Below are 16,040 nucleotides of genomic sequence, written 5' to 3'. Positions count from 1 at the left end.
AAGCCACCCAATAAAGCGTGGAGAGAGGCGAATAGCGCCTTGGGATTTAGTTCTGTAGCTGAATCAGCAGCGGCTCGATGCCTTGGGTGCTCATCAGGTCTTGGGCGCGGTTGAGCTCGCGAGTGTCGTCGTAAGGGCCGACCTGAACCCGGTGCCAGGTATCGCCGTTGGCTTGCACCTCGCTGATTTGCGCCAGCAAGCTCAGGTTGCGTAGGCGGCTGCGCAATTGTTCGGCATCACTGAGCTCTCGAAACGAGGCCGCCTGCAGCATGTAGCGGTTCGTTGCGCTGGCCGGTGATTGTTGGACGGCTGAGGCCTGGTCACTTGGACGCGTGTTGGCTGCAATGACCTGGGCAATGGGGTCGTCCGCCGCGCTTCCTGGGGTGCTTGCGGTACTTTCTGATGGGTCAGTAGTGGCCGTATCGCTCCCGGTGTCCTCGTCACTGGCTGCCACGGTGGGCGGTGTGACGTTGGAGGGAATGGCCCCGCCCGGCGCGATGACTTCGGTCTCGGGCAGCAGCGTGTAGAATTCGAAGGTGGGCATTGCCTGCTCGGCGGGCGTTTCCGTTTGCCGCGCGGCGCTGCGCTCATCGCTTCCTGCCGGTTTAGGCAGTACCGTGGCTTGAGGGGCTTCGCGCTGCTCTTGCCAAGGGGCCGTGCCGTGCTGATGCTGCGCCAGGAAGAAACCAGCGGCCACCCCGGCAATCCCCCATAGCCAGCCGGGTAGTCGTAGCCCGCCGCCGGAGCGGCGGGCCGACTTGCGCTGCGTAGTGGCTCCGCGGCGAGCGGGTTTGTTACGCGGGCTGGCCATGACTTACATCTCCTCTGGGGCGCTGACGCCCATCAGATCGAGACCGTTGCGCAGCACCTGGCGCACTGCCAAGCCCAGCGCCAAGCGGGTGTTGCGCAGGGTGTCGTCGTCGACCATCACTTTGACCGCGTTGTAGCAGGTGTGGTAGTCACCGGCCAAATCCAAAAGGTACTGGGCGACTTGCTGGGGCTCGCGGTTTTTGGCGGCGTGCTCTACCACCTCGGGATAGCGGGCCAAGCGGTTTAGCACCGCCTTTTCTTGATCGCTGTCGAGCAGTGCCAAATGGGCCGTGGCGATACCGTGATCGAAGGGGTGGCCAGCCTCTTCGGCTTTGCGCAGCATGCTGCATACCCGCGCGTGGGCGTACTGAATGTAGTAGACCGGGTTGTCGTTCGACTGCGAGCGGGCGAGGTCGATGTCAAAGGTCAGCTGAGAATCGGCGCGGCGCGCCGCCAGGAAGAAGCGCGTGGCATCGCGGCCGACTTCGTCGATCAGGTCGCGCACGGTAACGTAGCTGCCCGCCCGCTTCGAGAGCTTCACCTCGACCCCTGAGCGGGTGACCATCACCATTTGATGCAGCACGTAGTCGGGCCAACCCTTGGGGATGCCGACTTCGAGTGCCTGTAGGCCCGCCCGCACCCGCGTCACGGTGGAGTGGTGATCGGCACCCTGCTCGTTGATGACGGTAGTGAAGCCGCGCTGCCACTTGTCGAGATGGTACGCCACGTCGGGAAGGAAGTAGGTGTAGCCCCCTTCGCGCTTACGCATCACGCGGTCTTTGTCGTCACCGAAGTCAGTGGTACGCAGCCACATGGCGCCGTCTTCTTCGTAGGTGTGGCCATTGGCAACCAGCTTCTCGACGGTGGCCTCGACCTTGCCGTCGTCGTACAGCGAGGACTCCAGGAAGTAGACGTCGAATTCGACGCCAAAGGCTTTGAGGTCGAGATCCTGCTCGCGGCGCAGCCACGCTACGGCGAAGGCCTGGATGGCCTCCAGATCGTCGGCGTCGGCTTTGGCGGTCACTTCCCGGTCGTCGGCGGTGACGGTCTTGCCGGCCATGTAGTCGTTGGCGACGTCGATGATGTATTCGCCGCGATAGCCATCTTCTGGCCAGCTGGCATCGTCGGGGCCAAGCTGTTTGGCGCGGGCCTGAACGGAGAGCGCCAGGTTTTTGATCTGCGCGCCCGCGTCGTTGTAGTAAAACTCGCGGGTGACGTCATAGCCGGTAGCTTCCAGCAGGCGGCAGAGACAGTCGCCAATCGCTGCGCCACGTCCATGGCCCACGTGGAGCGGGCCGGTGGGGTTAGCGGAAACGAACTCCACCTGCACTTTTTCGCCCTTGCCGATCAGGCTGCGGCCGAAGGCGTCGCCGCTGTCCAGCACCTGCGCAACGATCTGTGCAGCGGCGTCGGCGGCGGCAAAGAAGTTGATGAACCCGGGGCCGGCAATCTCGGTTTTTTGAATGGCGTCGCTGGCGGGTAGGGCGGCGACGAGGGTGTCCGCCAGGTCGCGGGGCTTCATGCCGGAGGGCTTGGCCAGCATCAGTGCGAGGTTGGTGGCGTAGTCGCCATGGGCCTTGTCTTTGGTCGGGTCCACTTTGATGGTGGGCGTTAAATCGTTGGGCAGCACGCCTTGGTGCTTGAGCGCGTCGACCGCGCCTTCGAGCAGAGAAATAATCGTATCTTTCATGTAAACATCCGGATGTCGTCGGTGGCGGCGTGTGCAGTCGCTAAGAGAATGCAGCGATAAAGCGGTCATTATCGGCAATTGGCGCGCAGTTTCAAAGCCGTATTCCCTTAGGCCAGGGTTTGTGGGTCGATGTCGATCGACCAGCGCACTTTGCGCGCCTCGCGGTGGGCGTCGAGCCACTGTACCAGCCAGTTGGCAGCGGCATGACGGTGGCTGCGTTTGTCTGCTACCAGCATGACATGCAGGTGATAGCGGTTTTGGCGGCGCTCCATGGGGGCGGGTACCGGGCCCAGGCAGCGGACCGGTACTCTGGCGTCGTTTAGCCACTGGCGCAGCGCTTGTGCCGCTTGCTGAGCCAGCGCAAGTGCTGCCTGCTCTTGGGGGCTCTCGATGCGTAGAAGCGCCATGAAGCTAAACGGCGGCAGTTTGGCGATACGTCGCTCCTCCAGCAGGTTGCGTGCCAGCGCGCCATAGCCGTGCTCGGCTAACTGGCCCAAGTACGGATCGTCGGGATGTAGGGTTTGCACCAGCACTCGTCCAGGGTGGGCCGCGCGGCCAGCACGACCCGCCACTTGCTCCAGTAGCTGGGCACTGTGCTCCAGGGCGCGGAAGTCAGCCGCATAGAGGCCGCCATCGGAGTTGACGACGACCACTAGCGTGACGTGGGGCAGATGATGGCCTTTTGCGAGCATTTGGGTGCCCACCAGCAGGCAGGGCTCGCCGCGCTGAATCTCTTTGAGCACCTGCTCGAAGCTCTCTTTTTTACGCGTGCTGTCGCGGTCGATGCGATGGACGGGCGTGTCAGGGAATAGCCCTTGAAGGGTCTCTTCGGTGCGCTCTGTACCGCTACCCAAGGCGCGTAAGTCGCCACTGCCGCACTCCGGGCAGGCATCGGGCAGCGCTCGGCGGCTGTCGCAGTGGTGGCAGGCCAGTAGCGGCGGCTGGCGGTGCAGTGTCATACGCGCATCGCACTGGCCGCATTCGGCCATCCAGCCGCAGCTATGACAAGCCAGGCTCGGCGCGAAGCCACGCCGGTTGATGAACACCAGCGCCTGTTTGCCCGCCGCAAGCGTGCTTTTGATCGCTTTGATGGCGCTGGGCAGCAGCCCGCCCTGACGGCGCTGATGACGCAGGTCGATCAGCTCTAACTTAGCGGGCGGGTGACGGCTGGGCCGCTGGGTCAGCCGCAGGTGGCGGTAAGCGCCCGTAAGCGCCTGCTGGAGGCTTTCAAACGAGGGCGTCGCGCTGCCCAGCAGCAGCGGAATGCCGTGGTAGTGCGCTCTAGCAACGGCAAGATCCCGTGCGTGATAGCGCAGCCCGTCATGCTGTTTATACGAGCCATCATGCTCTTCGTCGACGATGATTGCCCCAGGGTTCGCCAGCGGGGTGAAAATGGCCGAGCGGGTGCCGATGATCACCAGTGCGCGGCCGTTGGCAGCGGCCTCCCAGACATCCAGACGCTCGGGGTCGGTAAGGCCGGAGTGAAGTGCCACCACCGGCACGCGAAAGCGGTTTTTGAAACGTGCAAGCGTTTGCGGCGTGAGGCCAATTTCGGGCACGAGCACTAGCGACTGTTTGCCTTTGGCGGCGAGCGCTTCGATGAGCTGTAGGTAAATCTCGGTTTTGCCACTACCGGTCACGCCTTCCAATAAACAGGGGTGGTAGCCGTCGAGTTTTTCATGCAGTACGGCAAGCGCAGCGGCCTGTTCACGGTTGAGCGGCAGCGACGGGGAGGCGAGCAAGCTTCCGCCGGTGGGTTGCGCGGCAGTCAGAGTGATCTCTTGAGGCTCGGTAAAGCCCTTCTTTTGCAGCGCTAATAGCTGGTCCCGAGTGAAACCGTGGGCGCTCACGGCGCGGCCTGGAAGGCCGTGGGGGTGCTGGCGAAGAAGCGCATAAAGCGCTGCCTGTTTAGGCGCGCGTCCCAGGGCCGTGTCATCGTTGGGAAGCGGAAGCCACAGGGTTTGGGTGCGACCCGCCATAGGGTGACCCTGGCGCAGCCTAGCGGGCATGGCGTGCTGCAGGGTATCGCCGAGGCTGTGCTGGTAGTAACGCGCCGCGAAGTGGCAGAGCCACTGCCAGTCGCTGGGCAGGGGGGCGTCATCCAACGCTTCGCTGATGGCCCGTAGCTGCGCGCGGGGAAGTTCGCTGCCGGTAGCAAGCGACACCACCACGCCCACCACCTCTCGGCGGCCAAACGGCACTCGCACTCGTAGCCCTGGCTGCCAGCCGCAGGCGGGCGCACGCGGTGCGGGAAGATAATCGAACAGGCGGCGCAGCGGCGAGGGTAGCGCCACTTTTAAGACCTGAAAAGCGCCTTGAGGCTGCCCCCATGTAGAGGGCTTTGAAGAAACAGAGTCGGACAATTGGCCTCCGGCGATTAGTTTGCTAGAATGCGCGGCCGCTCTGAATCTATCGGATGGAGCGGTTAACCGGTTAGCAGTTTTTTCAAACCCGTATGCGGTGCCTGGCAACGGATCAGGTGGCGGCATATAGCTCATGAGGCTCAAGATGAAACAAGGTATCCACCCGAATTACAACACGGTCACCGCCAACTGTTCTTGCGGTGCAAGCTTCCAGGTCGGTTCTACCTCTGGTCAGGACTTCGCACTGGACGTGTGCTCTAACTGCCACCCGTTCTACACCGGCAAGCAGAAGCAAGCGACCACCGGTGGCCGTGTAGAGCGCTTCAACAAGCGTTTTGGCGCTGCTATCAAGCGCGGCTAATCCTAACGGATTCAGTCTATCGCAGGCACTTCGCGTGCCCTGTGCAAAAGCCCACGCTATGACGTGGGCTTTTTGCCCCTAGAGAACTAGGCTTTCATGGCAACGGCGAGTTCTTCGTTTACCCCCCGTCGCCAAACCTTCAAAACGATCTATCTTCTTCTCCCCCGCGCTGTCTGCCCCTTTTCACGCTCTTCCCTCTGTCTCTCTTTTCCACAGGGTGCTCTTGCTGCCCGGGTGTGGATAACTGGTTTGCGCTGTTTGCTGGAATTAATTTCCAAAATTACTGCGATGCATCAATAAGGAAACCTTTATGGCTAATAGTGAGAAGCATAAGTTGCAGCAAATATCGCTTAAAAGTTCCGAAGTTGTTGGGAATGTAGCTAAAACGATCGTTTCGTAGGTAAGTTTACTACGTGCTTGAGACGCCTAGGTTTTTTCTATATTCTGATACGACTTTTCTACTTTAGGCTGATGAGACCTTGACCATGACGGATGCAAACAAACAGGCAGCTTTGGATTATCACGCTAAACCGATTCCCGGTAAGCTCTCCGTGGAGCTGACCAAGCCCACTGCGACAGCGCGGGACTTGGCCCTGGCGTATAGCCCAGGCGTTGCCGAGCCGGTTCGCGAAATCGCCCGCGAAGCGGAAAATGCGTACCGCTATACCGGCAAGGGCAACTTGGTTGCGGTCATTTCGGACGGTAGCGCGATTCTTGGCTTGGGCAACCTGGGGCCGCTGGCCAGCAAGCCGGTCATGGAGGGCAAAGGCGTCCTGTTCAAGTGCTTTGCGGGCATCAACTCGGTGGATGTCGAAGTGGATGCTGAAAGCCCGCAGGCGTTCATCGACACCGTGGCGCGCATTGCCGATACCTGGGGTGGCATCAACCTGGAAGACATCAAAGCGCCCGAGTGCTTCGAGATCGAAAAAGCCCTGATCGAGCGTTGCAACATTCCTGTCTTTCACGATGACCAGCACGGCACGGCCATTGTCACCGCTGCAGGTATGCTCAACGCGCTGGATATCGCGGGCAAGCGCATCGAAGACGTGAAGATCGTCTGCATGGGGGCGGGAGCGGCGGCGATTGCCTGTATGCGCCTGCTAGTCTCTTGCGGCGCCAAGAAAGAGAATCTGGTCATGCTGGACCGTCGCGGTGTGATTCACACTGATCGCGATGGGATCAACGAGTACAAAGCCGAGTTTGCCCGCGATACCGACATGCGTACGCTGGACGATGCCATCGACGGTGCGGACGTGTTCATCGGCCTCTCTGGCCCGGGCCTGCTCTCGGCGGAGCAGGTGAAAAAGATGGCCGCTGACCCGGTGATCTTCGCTTGTACGAACCCGGACCCGGAAATTCACCCGGACGTAGCCCGCGAAGCGCGCCCGGACGTAATCATGGCCACCGGCCGCTCGGACTTCCCGAATCAGGTGAACAACGTGCTGGGCTTCCCGTTCATCTTCCGCGGTGCGCTGGATGTTCGCGCCACGCGTATCAACGAAGCCATGAAACTGGCCGCCGTTCATGCGCTGAAAGATTTGGCGCGCGAGCCTGTTCCCCAGGAAGTGCTCAATGCCTACGAGCGTACCGAGATGAGCTTTGGCCGCGATTACATCATCCCCACGCCGGTGGATATCCGCCTGCTGGCCCGTGTGTCATCAGCAGTGGCCCAAGCAGCGGTCGACTCCGGCGTGGCCCGCAAGCCGTATCCGGCTCACTACCCGCTGAAAACTATTAATGATGTGTATGGTGGATAATCAACAAGGCCACTTAGGTCAGGACAGCCCGTAACGGGGGGGGGCTTTCGCCATGGCCGAAAAATGCTCCCTGCAATTTCGGCATTTCCACCATCCATGGCGGTCAGATGGCGAAAGTAGCGCCCAAGGATGGGTTTACAGCGCCCCCGTCTAGGGTTGTGCTGACCGGTATTTTACAACGCCCGCTCATCGCGGGCGTTGCCGTTTTTGGGACAGTGGTTCACGAAGTTGGATAGCGTACCAGCCCCTCTTGCGCCGTCGATGCCACCAAACGCCCATCGCGGCGATAGATATGACCGCGGGCCAAGCCCCGCGCGCCGCCTGTCCAGGGGGAGTCGATGGCGTAAAGCAGCCACTCGTCCAGCCGCGTATCTTCATGCAGCCACAGGGCATGGTCGAGACTGGTGATGCGCAGTTTCGGGTCGGTGTACTTGATGCCGTGAGGAATCAGGCCGGTGGTGAGCAGATTGAAATCCGAGGCATACGAGAGCAGATGACGATGCAGCGCCGGGTCGTCCGGCAGCGACCCGCCAGCAAAACGGAACCACAGACATTGGCCCGCCGGTGAAGCGCTGTCTGGATTGTCCTTCAAGTGTAAAAATTCGATCGGGTGGCCGGGGAAGCGCGCGTGCTTGGCATCGCCACTCTCGATGAGTGCTTCCGGTGTAGGCACCTGGGGCATGGCTCGCTGATGGTGGAGGCTCTCTTCAGCACTCTGGAAAGAAGCGCTGCAGAAGAAGATCGGTCGACCTTTTTGAATGGCCGTCACACGACGGGTGGTAAAGCTGCCGCCGTCGCGGATGGTATCGACCTGATACACCACCGGGCGGTGGGGGTCGCCGGGCCGCAAAAAATAGCCATGCTGGGAGTGTGGGCGGCGCTCGTCCGGCACCGTGCGCGCCGCTGCGGCGAGCGCTTGGCCCAATACTTGGCCCCCATACAGTTGAGGAAAGCCCAGATCCTGGCTCTGGCCGCGAAATAGCGTCTCCTCTAGGGTTTCAAGCTCTAACAAGTCAACCAGTGACTTCAGCGCATCGTTCATTCTCTGTATCCTTGCTGCTGTCTGTGATCCCACCGATGATTGAAGCGCACCCAGTGCGGCCATCACGCTATTAAAACGATCGTTTTGCTACCTTAGCGGAGTTTGCCTTGATACGCAGCGATGAATTTTACATGCACCGCGCCATGGACCAAGCGCACCTGGCATTTGCCGCCGGGGAAGTACCGGTGGGCGCGGTGGTGGTGGATGCCCATGGGGAGATCATTGGCGCTGGCCATAATGCACCGCTGGCGAGCTGCGACCCTAGCGGCCACGCTGAGGTGCGCGCGCTGCGTGAGGCGGGCCAGCGGTTGGGCAACTACCGCCTGGAGGGCTGCATGCTGTTCGTGACCCTAGAACCCTGCATGATGTGTGCAGGCGCCATGGTGCATGCGCGTATCGCCCGGCTGGTATACGGCGCGCCTGAGCCGCGCACCGGCATGGTGGAGTCGAAGGCCAACCTGCTGGCGCAGCCCTGGTTCAATCATCGTATCGCGGTGACGGGCGGCGTGTTGGCCGCGCCCGCCAAGCGGCTGCTCAAGCAGTTCTTCACCGAGAAGCGCTAGCCGGGCTACGGCTCGATGGGTGGCACGATATCGAACAGCAGCAGCGGCTCTTCGCTAGCAGGGGCCTGCTCTAGCTGAAAGAATTGCTGTCGGCTGCGCTCCACGTACTCGATCATCTCGTAGTAGCGACGGATGTTGCGCACGTAGATCACCGGCTCGCCGCCCCGCGCATAGCCGTGGCGGGTTTGGCTATGCCACTCTCGCTCTTGCAGCAGCGGCAGCGCTGCGCGAACGTCCTGCCAGCGATCGGGATCGCCGCCACGCATCTCGGCAATCTTACGGGCATCGTAAAGGTGGCCAAGCCCCACGTTATACGCCGCCATGGCCATATAGAGTCGATCGTCTCCCGTAATGCTGTCGGGCAGACGATCTTTGATGCTGCGCAGGTAGCGCGCGCCGCCGTCGATGCTTTGTGCAGCATCGGTACGGTCGGCCACGCCCATCTCGCTGGCGGTGGGATTGGTCAGCATCATGAGGCCACGCACTCCGGTGGGGGAGACGGCGGTTGGGTCCCAGTGAGACTCTTGGTAACCCACGGCAGCCAGCAGTTTCCAATCGAACCCCGTGTCCCGGGCAGCCTGTTTGAAGAGCTCGGTGTAGCTCGGTAAGCGTTCATCGAGATGGGCAAGAAACGTCCGTGTGCCGACGTATTCGAGGTAGTCATCGTGACCAAAATAGCGGCTCACGAGCCCGTCGAGCGTGCCGTTTTCCTGCAGCTCTTGCAGGAACTGGTTGGCGGCGTCGAGCAGCCCTAGCCCCCGGCCGCTGGGTACGGCCCACGCCAACGAGAGCGGCTCGCCTAAAAAGAAACCACGCTCGACGTTAGGGAAAAACAATCGGTTCAAACGAAACTGGTGATCGAAAATGATCGCGGCATCCAGGGTGCCGCGCTCGACGCGGGCCAGTAGTTCGGCCACTTCGAGCTCGTGGGACTCCTTCCAGCTCAGGTTGGGGTAGTCGCGCTGCAGCGAGCGTAGCGCTTGGCTGGTGCCCGCTTCACTCAGCGTGCCCAGCTCCAAGCCAACGAGGTCGGCGGGTTCGTCGATACCGTTGAGCCCGCGTCGGTACACCACCAAGGGCTGCATGTGAATGATCGAGCGGGTGTAGTGGATGCCTGGGGAGTCCGCCAGCAAGGGCAGGGCGGCGGCGCCCAGGTCGCCCTGTTCGCGCACGGCGGGTAGCACGCTCTCCGGATGGTGGCTCGCGTTCAGGTTGAGACTGACCCCCAGGTAGTCCGCAAAACGGTGCATCAGCTCGTACTCGAAACCGGTAGGGCCCTGTCGGCCTTCATAATAGGTGGTGGGGGTGTTGCGAGTGTGGATCGTGATGAACTCTTTGGCTTGGATCTGCGCGAGATGTTCACCGCTCGTCAGGGACGCACTGCGCGGCATCAAAAAGAGTAAAAATGTCGCGATCATCGCGAAATACGCCCGGTAATAGGCAAGAAAGTGTTGGGTAATCGATGTCGGCATGAGGGCTTGTCAACATGGAACAGTCTGCCACGATACCCAGCCTGTTAGACGCTGTCACCTTGTTGATTTCGTGTGAACGCCGCTTTCCAGTATCATAGCGGGATTGCCGCACAGCGGCCCGGTGATTTCCTGCTCGAACTCTTCCTGCTTTAGAGGCTCCCAGATATGCTCGAACTGCGAGGCGCACCCGCCCTTTCCGCCTTCCGCCATGAACGGCTGTTAACGGTGTTGCGTGACCGTGTTCCAGAGGTGGAGGCACTGTCTGCCCACTACGTCCACTTCATCGACCACCACGACGAGCTCGATCAGGCTGCTCAGGAGCGGTTGGCGGAACTGCTGGCGTACGGCAGTCGCGAGCGCCAAGCAACCCCCGATGACGCACAGCGTTTTTTGGTCGTGCCGCGTCTGGGTACCCAGTCACCGTGGTCCTCTAAAGCAACCGACATCGCCCATAACTGCGGGCTCAACCAGATCAGCCGCATCGAGCGGGGCATCGATTACCGCGTAGGCCTGCGCGGCACCCCCAGTGCCGAACAGCTCGAAACGATCAGCGCACTGTTGCATGATCGGATGACCGAAAACGTGCTGGCCGACGCGGCCGATGCCAGCAAGCTGTTCGCTCATCACGCGCCAGCGCCGCTGGGCGGCGTCGACATTTTGGAAGGTGGCCGCGAGGCACTGGTGGTCGCCAACCGTGAGCTGGGACTGGCGTTGGCAGACGATGAGGTCGATTATCTGGTAGCCGCCTTCATCGAGCTTGGCCGCAACCCCAGCGACGTAGAACTGATGATGTTCGCCCAGGCGAACTCGGAGCACTGCCGTCACAAGATCTTCAACGCGGATTGGATCATCGACGGAGAAGCTCAGAGCCATTCGTTGTTCAAGATGATCAAAAACACGTTCGCCACGTCGCCGGACAATGTGCTTTCCGCCTACAGCGATAACGCGGCGGTGATCAAAGGCAGCCACGGCGGGCGCTTTTTCCCCACGCCGCTTACTGGGGCCGAGGGAGAGCGCGCGCGCTACGACGCCCACCAAGAGCCCATCCACATTCTCATGAAGGTGGAGACCCATAACCACCCCACGGCCATTGCCCCCTTCCCCGGTGCGGCCACCGGCTCTGGCGGTGAGATTCGTGATGAAGGCGCGACCGGTATCGGCGGTAAGCCAAAAGCAGGCCTGGCGGGCTTTACCGTCTCCAACCTGCGTATCCCCGAGTTCGTGCAACCCTGGGAGGCCTTCGATTACGGCAAACCCGAGCGTATGCAGTCGGCGCTCACTATCATGCTGGACGGCCCGATTGGCGGTGCGGCCTTCAATAACGAGTTCGGCCGGCCCAATTTGACCGGCTACTTCCGTACCTATGAACAGGATGCCCTGAGTGCCGAAGGCATCGAGCGTCGCGGTTACCACAAGCCGATCATGATTGCCGGTGGCTACGGCAACATTCGTGCCCAGCACGTCCAGAAGGGCGAGATTCCGGTGGGCGGCAAGCTGATCGTGATGGGCGGCCCGGCGATGTTGATCGGTCTGGGCGGCGGTGCGGCGTCCAGTATGGCGTCCGGTGAGTCCAGCGCGGATCTGGACTTTGCCTCTGTGCAGCGGGAAAACCCGGAAATCGAGCGTCGTGCCCAAGAGGTCATCGACCGCTGCTGGGCGCTGGGCGAGAAAAACCCCATTCGCTTTATTCATGACGTGGGCGCGGGCGGGCTGTCCAATGCCCTGCCGGAGCTGGTCAAGGACGGCAACCGTGGTGGATTGTTCGACCTGCGCGCAGTGCCCAACGCCGAGCCGGGTATGAGCCCGCTAGAGATCTGGTGCAACGAAGCCCAGGAGCGCTACGTGCTGGCGGTTGCTCCAGAGGATCTCGATACCTTCGACGCGCTGTGCAAGCGCGAGCGTTGCCCCTACGCGGTGGTGGGTGAAGCCCAGGCGGAGCACCATCTGGAAGTGCGTGACGGCCACTTCGAGACCAAACCCGTCGATCTGCCCATGAGCGTGCTGTTTGGCAAGCCGCCAAAAATGACCCGTTCGTTCGAGCGCCAAACGCCGGAGCTGTCGGGCGTGATGCTGGATAACCTGGACCTGCGCGAAGCGATGGACCGGGTACTACGCCTGCCTACGGTGGCCTCGAAAAGCTTCCTGATCACCATCGGCGACCGTTCCATCACTGGTCAAGTCGCCCGCGATCAGATGGTCGGCCCCTGGCAGGTGCCGGTGGCCGATGTGGCGGTGACCACCGCGAGCTTCGATACCCACGCCGGTGAAGCCATGGCCATGGGCGAGCGCCCGCCGGTGGCGCTGATCGATCCTGCCGCCAGTGCCCGTTTGGCAGTGGCCGAAGCGATAACTAACCTCGCCGCTGCGCCAATTGCCAAACTCTCGGATATCAAGCTTTCCGCCAACTGGATGAGTGCCGCCGATCACCCCGGTGAAAACCAGGCGCTGTACGACGCGGTTCATGCCGTTGGCATGGAGCTGTGCCCCGCGCTCGGGATCGCCGTGCCGGTGGGCAAGGACTCCATGTCCATGCGCACCGCGTGGCAAGAGGGCGGCGATGCCGAAGAGAAGAGCATCACTTCGCCGCTGTCACTGGTGGTCACGGGGTTTGCGCCGGTCACCGATGCGCTAGCGACGCTGACGCCGCAGATCAACCTGGAGCAGGACGAGTCCGATCTGATTCTGATCGACCTGGGCAACGGCCAGAACCGCCTGGGCGGCTCGGCGCTGGCGCAGGTTTACGGCCAGGTGGGCGACGAGTGCCCCGATGTGGACGACCCGGAAGATCTGAAAGCATTTTTCGAAGTGATCCAGGGCCTGAACCGCGACGGCAAGCTGCTGGCTTATCACGACCGCAGCGACGGTGGCCTTCTGGTGACGCTGCTGGAGATGGCCTTTGCCGCGCACGCCGGGCTCGAGATCAAGCTCGACTGGCTGATCGACGAGCCGGTGGAAGCCTTCAACGCGCTGTTCTCCGAAGAGCTGGGCGCGGTGATTCAGGTCAATCGTCAGCACACCGAAGAGGTATTGACCCAGTTCGCCATGGCCGGTATCGAAACCTGCGGGGTGATTGCCCGCCCGCGCTACGACGACCAAGTGCGCGTGACGCTGTTCGAAGAGCCGCTGTTGGAAACCACCCGCCAGCTGACCCAGCGCACCTGGTCCGAGACCAGCTACCGCATGCAGGCGCTGCGGGATAACCCCGAGTGCGCGAAAAACGAGTTCGATAACCTGCTCGACGCGCGCGATCCAGGGCTTAGCGCCGAACCGACCTTCGATATCAACGACGATATCAGCGCGCCCTATATCAACACCACCAAGCCCGCCGTGGCCGTGCTTCGCGAGCAGGGCGTCAACGGTCAGGTCGAGATGGCCTGGGCCTTCCACAAAGCGGGTTTTGACGCGGTGGATGTGCACATGAGCGACATCCTCGCAGGTCGTGTCTCGCTGGAGGAGTTTAAAGGCTTAGTGGCCTGTGGCGGTTTCTCCTACGGCGATGTACTCGGCGCAGGCGGTGGCTGGGCGAAATCGGTGCTCTTCAACGAGCGCGCCCGCGAGCAGTTCGAGGCCTTCTTCACTCGGGACGACAGTTTCTCACTGGGCGTGTGCAACGGCTGCCAGATGCTCTCGCAGCTCAAGACGCTGATTCCTGGGGCTGAAAGCTGGCCCGATTTCGTGCGTAACGAGTCTGAGCAGTTCGAGGCGCGCGTATCGATGGTACGGGTAGAAAAGAGCCCCTCGATTTTGCTGGCGGGCATGGAAGGCTCCAAGCTGCCGATTGCCGTGGCACACGGAGAAGGCCGCGCCGAGTTCCGCGATACGGCGCACCTGCGCAGCATGCAGTCGAGCAGCCAAATTGCCCTGCGCTATATCGATAACTACGGCCAAGTCACTACGCGCTACCCGGCCAACCCCAACGGCTCGCCGTCGGGTATCACGGGCCTGACCACCCCAGATGGCCGTGTGACCATCATGATGCCGCACCCCGAGCGAGTGACTCGTGCGGTCACCAACTCCTGGCGTCCGGCGGAGTGGACCGACGATGGTGCGTGGCTGCGCCTGTTCCGCAACGCGCGGGTATGGCTAGGCTAACGTCATGTGACCAACCCGACAGGTGATGGATGACACATTCTGAAAAGGCGGCCTCCGGGCCGCCTTTCTTGGCTAACGCGGCAGCGCCTTCACTGCGCCCCTATCAAAAAGAGGCGGTGAAGCGGGTGGTCGCCCACTTTCGCGCTACCAGCGCCCCCGCCGTGGTGGTACTACCCACGGGTAGCGGCAAGTCACTGGTCATCGCCGAGCTGGCAAGGCTCGCCCGTGGGCGGGTACTGGTGTTGGCTCATGTGCGCGAGCTCGTGGAGCAGAACCACGGGAAATATCAGGCCTACGGACTGAAAGCGGATATCTTCAGTGCCGGGTTAAAGCGCAAAGAGGCAAACCGCCAAGTGGTGTTTGGCTCGGTGCAGTCGGTGGTGCGCAACCTGGGGCAGTTCAACGACGCCAGCTTCACGCTACTGGTGATCGACGAGTGCCACCGTGTGTCGCTGGAGGAGGACTCCAGCTATCGGCAGGTGATTGAACATCTTCAGAGCCAAAACCCACAGCTGAAGATTTTAGGGCTAACCGCGACGCCGTTTCGCCTAGGCCAAGGATTTATCTACCATCGCCATCACCATGGCATGGTGCGCGGTTCGGAAGAGAGCTTTTTTGCCGACTGTGTGTTCGAGCAGCCGCTGCGCCTGATGGTCAAGCAGGGCTTTTTGGCCGCGCCCAAGCGGCTGGATATGGCCATTGAGGGGTACGACTTCTCGGCGCTTGCGCCCTCGACCAGCGGCCTGTTTCGGGAGGAGGAGCTCAACCGCGTGGTGGCGGGCCACCGCGCGACGCCGGGCATCATTGCCCAGGTGGTGGCGTACGCCGCTGACCGTCAGGGGGTGATGATTTTCGCCGCTACGGTCGCCCATGCCGAAGAGATCATGGGCTATCTGCCCGCCGATCAGACCGCGCTGATTACCGGTGCCACGGCCTCGACCGAGCGCACCGCGCTGATCGAGGCCTTCAAGGCGCGGCAATTGAAGTATTTGGTCAACGTGGCGGTACTGACCACCGGCTTCGATGCTCCCCACGTCGATCTGATTGCGATATTGCGGCCCACCGAGTCGGTCAGCCTGTATCAGCAGATCGTGGGTCGCGGGTTGCGCCTCTCGCCGGGCAAAGAGGAGTGCCTGATTCTCGACTATGCGGGCAACCCGTGGGATCTCTACGCCCCGGAAGTAGGCGAACCCAAGCCGGATAGCGATAGCGAACCGGTGCAGGTGCCCTGCCCGGAGTGTGGTCACGCGAACCTGTTTTGGGGAAAGCGCGACGGCGAGCTGGTGATCGAGCACTTTGGTCGCCGCTGTCAGGGGCTGGTGGAGGATGACGCAGGGCGGCGCTGCCAGTGTACGTTCCGCTTTCGCTTCAAGGTATGCGATGAGTGCGGCGCCGAGAACGATATTGCCGCCCGCCGCTGTCATGGCTGTGAGAAGCTGCTGGTGGACGCCGACGACAAGCTTAAGGATGCGCTGAAGTTAAAAGATGCCAAAGTGCTGCGCGTCAGCGGCATGCAGTTGGAAGCGACCACCAATGGCCGTGGCCTGCCGCGCCTGAAAGCCACCTACCACGATGAAGATGGCGACAGCCTGAGTGAATGGTTTGCCTTGGAAACTCCAGCCCAGCGTCGCGCGTTTTATGCCGTTTTTTTACGTGCCCACCTGCGCGCGCCAGGTGGTCAATGGCAACCGACGACGCCTGATGAGGTCGTCAACGAGCAGCGCCGATTGCGCCACCCGGATTTCGTGGTGGGGCGAAAGGTGGGTCGTCACTTTCAAATCCGCGACAAGCTGTTCGACTATCAAGGGCGCTATCGTAAAGCCGCCGATGCGGGCTAGATGCCGTGCTAACAGCGCGCTGTTACACTGTCTTTTTTCAACTCATCAATCA

Annotated in this window: 10 protein-coding genes; 5 read left to right on the top strand and 5 right to left on the bottom strand. The window is 61.7% G+C overall.

Features of this window, described 5'->3' with window-relative positions:
• Positions 1–46 precede the first annotated feature (46 nt).
• The 3 genes from GYM47_RS14330 to GYM47_RS14320 form a co-directional block, all read right to left on the bottom strand.
• A complete protein-coding gene (locus tag GYM47_RS14330) occupies positions 47–811 on the bottom strand; it encodes an SPOR domain-containing protein (protein ID WP_139526342.1) in 765 nt (254 codons plus the stop codon).
• 3 nt (positions 812–814) lie between these two features.
• The gene (gene argS / locus GYM47_RS14325) at positions 815–2,500 is read right to left on the bottom strand and encodes an arginine--tRNA ligase (protein WP_153842494.1); all 1,686 of its coding nucleotides are present in this window, start codon (positions 2,498–2,500) and stop codon (positions 815–817) included.
• A gap of 107 nt (positions 2,501–2,607) precedes the next feature.
• Entirely contained in the window at positions 2,608–4,989 is a 2,382-nt protein-coding gene (locus tag GYM47_RS14320) for a primosomal protein N' (protein WP_153842495.1), read from the bottom strand.
• A gap of 19 nt (positions 4,990–5,008) precedes the next feature.
• On the opposite strand from GYM47_RS14320, the gene rpmE reads away from it, so the two are divergent.
• Together rpmE and GYM47_RS14310 are read left to right on the top strand one after the other, a co-directional pair.
• Positions 5,009–5,224: a 50S ribosomal protein L31 gene (gene rpmE / locus GYM47_RS14315; RefSeq protein ID WP_139526345.1), complete on the top strand. Its 216-nt coding sequence runs from the start codon at positions 5,009–5,011 to the stop codon at positions 5,222–5,224.
• 485 nt (positions 5,225–5,709) lie between these two features.
• Complete coding sequence (locus GYM47_RS14310) at positions 5,710–6,981, top strand: malic enzyme-like NAD(P)-binding protein (RefSeq protein WP_139526346.1); 1,272 nt, start codon at positions 5,710–5,712, stop codon at positions 6,979–6,981.
• Between the two features lie 220 nt (positions 6,982–7,201).
• On the opposite strand, the gene GYM47_RS14305 is transcribed toward GYM47_RS14310, so the two are convergent.
• Positions 7,202–8,023, bottom strand: a complete 822-nt coding sequence (locus GYM47_RS14305; RefSeq protein WP_153842496.1) for an acyl-CoA thioesterase — start codon at positions 8,021–8,023, stop codon at positions 7,202–7,204.
• A gap of 110 nt (positions 8,024–8,133) precedes the next feature.
• Between GYM47_RS14305 and tadA the strand changes: the two genes are divergently transcribed.
• Positions 8,134–8,586 carry a tRNA adenosine(34) deaminase TadA gene (gene tadA / locus GYM47_RS14300; RefSeq protein WP_269202165.1) on the top strand — a complete coding sequence of 151 codons (453 nt, stop codon included), beginning with the start codon at positions 8,134–8,136 and terminating at the stop codon, positions 8,584–8,586.
• Between the two features lie 5 nt (positions 8,587–8,591).
• Here tadA and mltF read toward each other — a convergent pair whose 3' ends face one another.
• Entirely contained in the window at positions 8,592–10,058 is a 1,467-nt protein-coding gene (gene mltF / locus GYM47_RS14295; protein WP_153842498.1) for a membrane-bound lytic murein transglycosylase MltF, read from the bottom strand.
• Between the two features lie 165 nt (positions 10,059–10,223).
• On the opposite strand from mltF, the gene purL reads away from it, so the two are divergent.
• Positions 10,224–14,150, top strand: coding sequence for a phosphoribosylformylglycinamidine synthase (gene purL, locus GYM47_RS14290; RefSeq protein WP_153842499.1), 3,927 nt, complete (start codon positions 10,224–10,226; stop codon positions 14,148–14,150).
• Positions 14,151–14,179: 29 nt separating this feature from the next.
• Complete coding sequence (gene radD, locus GYM47_RS14285) at positions 14,180–15,988, top strand: DNA repair helicase RadD (RefSeq protein ID WP_153842500.1); 1,809 nt, start codon at positions 14,180–14,182, stop codon at positions 15,986–15,988.
• The last annotated feature ends 52 nt before the right edge of the window (positions 15,989–16,040 follow it).

This window comes from Vreelandella piezotolerans, from assembly GCF_012427705.1.
Classification (GTDB): domain Bacteria; phylum Pseudomonadota; class Gammaproteobacteria; order Pseudomonadales; family Halomonadaceae; genus Vreelandella; species Vreelandella piezotolerans.
The sequence above is the reverse complement of the archived record's forward strand: the minus strand, read 5'-3'. Positions and strand labels throughout refer to the sequence as shown.

What these genes read in the sequence shown, in the direction of transcription:
- GYM47_RS14330 (WP_139526342.1), bottom strand. Translation starts at nt 811, where the DNA reads ATGGCCAGCCCGCGTAACAAACCCGCTCGCCGCGGAGCCACTACGCAG.
- argS (WP_153842494.1), bottom strand. Translation starts at nt 2,500, where the DNA reads ATGAAAGATACGATTATTTCTCTGCTCGAAGGCGCGGTCGACGCGCTC.
- GYM47_RS14320 (WP_153842495.1), bottom strand. Translation starts at nt 4,989, where the DNA reads ATGCCGCCACCTGATCCGTTGCCAGGCACCGCATACGGGTTTGAAAAA.
- rpmE (WP_139526345.1), top strand. Translation starts at nt 5,009, where the DNA reads ATGAAACAAGGTATCCACCCGAATTACAACACGGTCACCGCCAACTGT.
- GYM47_RS14310 (WP_139526346.1), top strand. Translation starts at nt 5,710, where the DNA reads ATGACGGATGCAAACAAACAGGCAGCTTTGGATTATCACGCTAAACCG.
- GYM47_RS14305 (WP_153842496.1), bottom strand. Translation starts at nt 8,023, where the DNA reads ATGAACGATGCGCTGAAGTCACTGGTTGACTTGTTAGAGCTTGAAACC.
- mltF (WP_153842498.1), bottom strand. Translation starts at nt 10,058, where the DNA reads ATGCCGACATCGATTACCCAACACTTTCTTGCCTATTACCGGGCGTAT.
- purL (WP_153842499.1), top strand. Translation starts at nt 10,224, where the DNA reads ATGCTCGAACTGCGAGGCGCACCCGCCCTTTCCGCCTTCCGCCATGAA.
- radD (WP_153842500.1), top strand. Translation starts at nt 14,180, where the DNA reads ATGACACATTCTGAAAAGGCGGCCTCCGGGCCGCCTTTCTTGGCTAAC.